This window comes from Roseovarius roseus, from assembly GCF_043355935.2.
GTDB lineage: Bacteria > Pseudomonadota > Alphaproteobacteria > Rhodobacterales > Rhodobacteraceae > Roseovarius > Roseovarius roseus.
The window spans coordinates 257,955-264,284 of record NZ_JBHFPE020000005.1 but is presented as its reverse complement, the minus strand read 5'-3'; the positions used below and the strand labels follow the sequence as shown (position 1 = coordinate 264,284).

At 61.6% G+C, this 6,330-nt stretch carries 4 protein-coding genes; 1 reads left to right on the top strand and 3 read right to left on the bottom strand.

Annotation, left to right across the window (positions count from 1 at the left end; translation table 11 throughout):
- Nucleotides 1-445: 445 nt before the first annotated feature.
- The 3 genes from ACEWPL_RS11235 to ACEWPL_RS11225 all read right to left on the bottom strand — a co-directional run bounded on the left by ACEWPL_RS11235 (nucleotide 446) and on the right by ACEWPL_RS11225 (nucleotide 4,402).
- Nucleotides 446-1,303, bottom strand: coding sequence for a hypothetical protein (locus ACEWPL_RS11235; RefSeq protein ID WP_393934211.1), 858 nt, complete (start codon nucleotides 1,301-1,303; stop codon nucleotides 446-448).
- An 83-nt stretch (nucleotides 1,304-1,386) separates the two neighbouring features.
- On the bottom strand, nucleotides 1,387-2,319 hold the full coding sequence (locus ACEWPL_RS11230) for a hypothetical protein (RefSeq protein ID WP_393934212.1): 933 nt from the start codon (nucleotides 2,317-2,319) through the stop codon (nucleotides 1,387-1,389).
- 4 nt (nucleotides 2,320-2,323) lie between these two features.
- Nucleotides 2,324-4,402 carry a glycosyltransferase family 2 protein gene (locus ACEWPL_RS11225; protein WP_393934213.1) on the bottom strand — a complete coding sequence of 693 codons (2,079 nt, stop codon included), beginning with the start codon at nucleotides 4,400-4,402 and terminating at the stop codon, nucleotides 2,324-2,326.
- A gap of 265 nt (nucleotides 4,403-4,667) precedes the next feature.
- On the opposite strand from ACEWPL_RS11225, the gene ACEWPL_RS11220 reads away from it, so the two are divergent.
- Nucleotides 4,668-6,317: an FMN-binding glutamate synthase family protein gene (locus ACEWPL_RS11220; protein WP_393934214.1), complete on the top strand. Its 1,650-nt coding sequence runs from the start codon at nucleotides 4,668-4,670 to the stop codon at nucleotides 6,315-6,317.
- Nucleotides 6,318-6,330: the final 13 nt, after the last annotated feature.

Sequence of the window (6,330 nt, the reverse complement as noted above, 5' to 3'; positions counted from 1 at the left end):
CGTCAAGACCTCCAAGGCACCGCCTCGTCCGTCCGTCCCGCATCCCAACAGCGCCTCAGCGCCGCCGGTGAAGGGGGTTCTACGGTTAGTTCCGCATACCCGCAACCCCTTTTTTCGACAAAGACCGACATTTACCGCATTTTCCTGTTTTTCGCGTAATTTTAGGGGGTTAGGTGAAGCTTGTTGCGAGGATGGCCAGCGCCGCGCAAGTTTATGACGCGCCTTCCGCAGGGTGATGCGGGGAATCGTAGTGAATGCTTCGGGCAGAGGCTTGGGAATCCCCTTAGAAGGCCGCTAATCGCGCCGACTCGCCGCAGAGCCCGAAGACGCCCTTGCCAGGACGAGCATCGCATTGCTGCCCACATCAACGAAAAGGGCGGGGATACCTGCGTACCCTCCCCGCCCTGTCCGGTGCCCGAAGCCGCCCGAGCGCAGTTTAGCCCACCTACTCTACAGGTTCGGCAGCAGGCCCTTTTTGGATGACGGGCGCTGCGGCGGGATCAATATCGTGTTTCTCAAGCAAATGATCCAGCAACCCTCCCTCTGTCGGCAGGCCGTCCGGCAGCGACACCAGATACTGCCGCATCCTTCGGCCATAGAGATGGATCGACGTCGTTTTTTCGGTGAGATATTTCTCGACAGATTTGCGCTGGTCACCTTTGACAATCATGCGCCGCTTGGCGAACGGCACGGGGTATAGCACCTCGCACGGGAAGGCATATTTGTCTTCCCCGGTCTTTTGAACGTAGTGGGTGACGGCCTGAGGACCCCATATCCCCCAAGGCAATTCGCTGACATGGACGGGGTTGCCGGCATCGGCCTTTGCTTTCAGCTTGGCCTTGAAGCCGTCGCTATACCATTCGGGGATGCCGAACTCATCATGGCTCATCTCCAGCAGTCCGGCCAATGCCGGGCTGTCCTTTGGCAGACCCAGAACGCCACCATTGATATGGCTTTCGCTTTCCCAGCCAAAATAGTGCCCGGTCTGCGTCTCGAACGGCTTTACGCAATAGGCATCCGTGTCGGCCCAGATCGTGCGATCGGATTTCGACAGGAGGTGATAGCGGAACACGTCGGAAAAAAGCGCCAGGCTGCCTGTTCTCCCGTGCTGAATGAACTCATCGCGCTTCAGGATGACATCGCCATGCACCAGCTTGGCGCCCTCGGGCACATTCGAAACCGGGCCATAGTGATACAGCGTCACCGGATGACCCGCATCCAGAAAGGATTTCACGCAAAGCTGCTCAAGATAGCTTAGCGGACCTTCGACCCACAGCATGGCGATGTGATGAAGTTTGCTCATCTTTAGACTCTGTCCTCTGTTATTATTATCGCCGCTCGAGCACCCGCTCGGCGAACTTGATTGTTATTGTGGTGTCGCGACGGTCATGGGCTCAGCATCGTGACGCGCGGACGGCTGGCAATCTCGGCGACGTCCTTGTCATAGAGGCCGGTCAGGTGTGCACGTTCCTGTTTGCTCCAGGGATCATAGCCGGGATAGTCCGGGCCACGGGGGTAGGCATCCTGAATTTCGACCCTGCGGGCCAGCGCCGCCTCGCCACCGTTGCGCTCGGCCTCGATCAGAAGCTCCTGAATGGCGCGGTGACTGGCCGACGGGCGCCCGCGTTTGCGCTTGGGGGCGGCCAGCGCCCGGCAATCGATATCGGGACCGCACAGGTTGGCGATGACTGTGTCCGACAGTGCGCGATAATCCTCGAATCGCCAGATGAACAATTGCGCGTCCGGGAACGTCTTGAGGCACAAATCGACCAAACCGGTCCAGCTTGGCAGGTTCGACAGGACCGCGCGTTTCATCTGCGCCTCGGGGATCACCTTCTCGCCCGATGCCGAGCGCAGGAATTCAACGAAGGTCGAGGCAAAGAAATCCGCGTAATTCCGAATTGCGAGATGAAGTTCCGTGACCGGATAGGGGATGTTCTGCGCGAAATTCGGGATCAGCGTCTTGCGCCAGCGATAGATAAATCCGCGGCGTACGCAATGGCCGCTATGCCCGGCCATATTCTCGTCCGACAGAATGATACGCGCGCCCGGCGGTGCGTCGATCTGCGCAAAGAACGTGGCGGCGATGTCCTCGAGCTCGGCATCCGTGACCTTCGGCTGAAAATCCATCCCGATCTTTTCGTAGCCGTTCAGCTGAACCGGAACGGTATATTCCTTTCGTGTGTCACGGTGGTGCACGTAATAGACGCCGCTTTTGCGAAGCCGGCCAGCGTTGCGTTGAAGGATCGACTGAATGTGACTCGTTGCCGTCTTGTGAACGCCGCCATGTAGCACAATCTCCGGGGTCCGCGACGCCATCGGGTCAACTGTCCTGAAGCTCGGGCGCTGCGTTTATGGCCGTGATCGTGTCGCGAAACCCGTTCCAGTCCTCGCGCTGGCGCAGCTCGGCGATCTTGGCCCGGTGCCAGGCGACGGCGTTTTTATGCAGATCGGCCAGCTCGGGATCCTTGAACATGCGTGCCAGTTCCTTGCGCAAGGCAGGCAGGCGGGCATGTAGGGACGGATCAACTTGCGTGTTGAAGTTCATGTTGGACCAATAGTCGATGCCCTGATCGTCATCGACATGGTTCGTCCGCCCCCTGTCCCGCTTGACGAGGAAACTGTCGACCGACCGCACGGCGTAGTGGTGAAGGCGGACATAGTCATGGCTGAACCCGCCATACGCCTTCCAGCCGGAAACGAGGTAATCCTCGGGCATCGGCTTGCCTCCGCCATCGACCCACGCGATATCGCCGCGATCAAGGTGAAACATCGGTCGGTGAACGCGCAGCTTGGCAAACCTCTCGTTCTGGCGCGTCAGGGTCTTCATGCCCAGCGACCGGAAATTTGGGTATTCCGTCTCGCCCAAACCACGGTCGAACTGGTCGATCACCAGATCTTCCGAATACTCGACGCGCCCGCTATTGCCGAAAAGCTTCCAGCAGACGGAAATTCCGTCCGCGTCGCCGACCGCGGCATAAAGGTCATCCAGCCGCCCCTTGCCGACGCGGATGTTGAGAAACTCGTCACAATCCGCGCAGAGAAGCCAATCGGCCTCCTTCACCACATCCTGCCTGGCGGAATCGCGCAGGGCTGTGCGCTGCGGGCTGATGCCCTCCCTCAGCGGGTTCTCGCGGTGCGTCGCGAGGCCCAGCGCCTCGAGGCGCTGCGCGATCAGGTCGGTCCCATCATCGCAATCATTCGTGTAGATCAGGCAGTCGGTAAATCCGATCATGCGGTTGTAGGCCACCCATTCCAGCATGAAGGGCCCTTCGTTCTTCATCGTGGTGACGAGGACGCTCTTGAGACCCAGGCCCTTGGCGGGCGCTTTCTTGCCCGCTTTTTCGGGCATCCTGATACGCGCCATGCTACCGTCCGTCGGGATCTTGGCGCGTTTGATCTTGGACTGACCGCCGACCCGAAGATGCGCCTCGGCATCCGGGGCCGGACCGGACTGTGGAGCCGGGCCAGTGACAGGCGCCTTGATCGCCGGCGCTTCGGGAACCGCCTCGGCACGGCGCTTGGCCCGGCGCAAGCGGCGACGGAAGGCCTTGTCGAACACGTCGGCCAGCGCCTCGCGGCCCTTCTCGCGGAAATGGTTGGAAATGGCGCCGCGATACCACGGCAGATCGCGCCGTGCGCGATAGAGGTCATAGAACCCGGCCTCGGTCAGCTCGTCCATGATGCAGCGGGTCATCACCGGCTTGAGCGCGCCGATCTTGCGCAGGAACACCGCCGTCTTGTGCTTGGAAAACCAGCAATTGAAAATGCGGATGTTATCGCCATGCAAGCGCTCGATATGCTGGCGATCAAGCTCGAAATAAGGATCATAGAACACGTTGATGCGGCCCGCGCCCTGCGTCAGCGCGGCACCGTCGCCCAGCGGCAGCGTCCAGTCCTGTCGCTGACCGTTCTCATACCGCGTCTCCCACGGAACCAGATCGGGGTCGAGCGTGCTTTGCGGGTTGATCGCGACCACATGCGCGCCGGGCACCAAGGATGAAAAGGCCAGCGAGGCATAGCCGCCCATCGACACACCGGCGAAGACGACGCGCTCGTAGCCTTCGAAAAACCCCTCCGCCGCCAACGCCTCGAACCGGCGGATCAATCCTTCGTCACGATACCAGTCGCTGACATGTGCCATCACGCCCAGATGGGAAAAACCGCTATCGGCCGCGAACTTGTAAGCCCACGGCTCGCGCAGGACGCTTTCATCATTGACGTTCGAGAGGTTGTCGAAAGTCACAAGCAGGCGGTCGCTGGGCCGTTTGACGAACATCAGCGAGTGACGAAGGTTCTTCTCGAAAAATCCCTCACCCTCGGCGCCGGGGCGCAGATCATCCAGCCACCGGGGCGTGTCGGGCGCGTCATCGGGGCTGTCGCTGTCGTCTTGGTCTGCCATATATACCCAACTATTCTTTGCCTTTTGCGCTGCGCATCGTGGGTTTATCGGCCTGCCTCGGCCACCCCGGCGCTTTGGCCGCAGCATAGCGTGCGCCCCGGAATGCTGACAACATATCTATGATTCCTTGGTTATTGTTTCTTGATGCGCAACCGATCCGCCACATTATTCCCCACACACGGCCTGAACCTCGCCACGCTTTGCTCTGCGGGCCGCATGGCGTACCAAGGCGCAACGCCGCACATCCAAGCGCCAGGAGGCACGCATGCTGGACACCATCAAACGCGCGATCATACCTGTCACGGCGCTTGGCCTGTCGGTCCTCGCCATTGGGCTGGCCTTCATCAATGCCGCCTGGCTGCTGGTTTTGATCTTCACCGTGCCTGTCGTGGTGCTGGGCGTCTATGACCGCTTTCAGAAAACCTGGACCATCACTCGCAACTTCCCTGTCGCGGGCCGGGTGCGGTGGCTCTTCTACAAACTGCGCCCCTATCTGCGCGCCTATATCGTCGAGGACGACCTCAGCGGCACGCCCTATTCCTTCGATGCGCGCAACCTCGTCCATGCCCGCGCTCGCGGCGAGACTGATACGCACCCGTTCGGGACCGAGCGGCAGACCGACGCCGAGGATTACCACTGGCTCATGCACTCGATGGCGCCAGAGAATGACCCCGACACCGCCCCGCGCGTCCATGTCGGCCATGATCAGACGTCCAAGCCCTATTCGGCGTCGATCCTAAACGTCTCGGCGATGAGTTTCGGCTCGCTCTCGGCCAATGCGATTAGGGCGCTGAATATCGGCGCGGCCAAGGGCGGCTATTACCATGACACAGGCGAAGGCGGCGTGAGCGATCATCACACGGCGCATGGCGGCGATCTGGTGTGGGAGCTGGGCTCGGGCTATTTCGGCGCGCGCGGCAAGGACGGCAATTTCGATCCCGAGATGTTTCGCGACACCGCCACGCGCGATCAGGTCAAGATGACGGAAATCAAGCTGAGCCAGGGAGCCAAGCCCGGCCATGGTGGCATGCTTCCGGGTGGCAAGGTCACGGCGGAAATCGCGCGGGTGCGCGGGATCGAGCAGGGCAAGGATTGCATCTCGCCGCGCGCGCACAAGGCCTTCTCGACCCCGATCGAGATGCTGGAATTCGCGGCGCAGATGCGCGAGCTGTCGGGCGGCAAGCCCGTCGGGATCAAGCTGTGCATCGGGCAGCCCTATGAGGTCTTCGCCATGATGAAGGCCATACTTGAGACCGGCATCAAGCCCGAATTCATCGTCGTCGATGGCGGCGAGGGCGGCACCGGCGCCGCGCCATTGGAGCTGTCGGACTGGGTGGGAACGCCCCTCAACGAAGGGCTGATCCTGATGCGCAACGCGCTGGTCGGCTGCGGCCTCAAGAACGACATCAAGCTGGTCGCGGGCGGCAAGATCTATTCCGGCATGGGCCTCGCCCGCAACATTGCGCTGGGGGCGGATTGGTGCAACGCCGCGCGCGCCTTCATGCTGTCGGTGGGCTGCATCCAGTCGCAGCGTTGCCATATGGACACCTGCCCCACGGGCGTCGCCACCCAGAACGCGGCCCGCCAGCGCGGCCTCATCCCCGAGGTGCAGGGCGTCCGGTCGGCGCGCTTTCACCACAAGACGGTCGCTGCGCTGGTGGACATGGTCGCCGCTGCCGGTCTCAAGCATCCCTGTGAGTTGCAGCCGCATCACATGATGCACAGGACCGGGCCGCAGGCCGCGCTGCCGATGGACCTGATCCACTCCTTCCTTCCCGAGGGTATCCTGATCGATGCGCCCGAGGATACGCTTTATTCCGAGTGGTGGGCCGCCGCGCAAGCGGGCAGTTTCCGTCCGGCCACTGACCTTGTGCGCCTCCGCGCCAAGGCCAGCCAAGCGGCCTATATGTCCTGAGGGGTGCCGCACC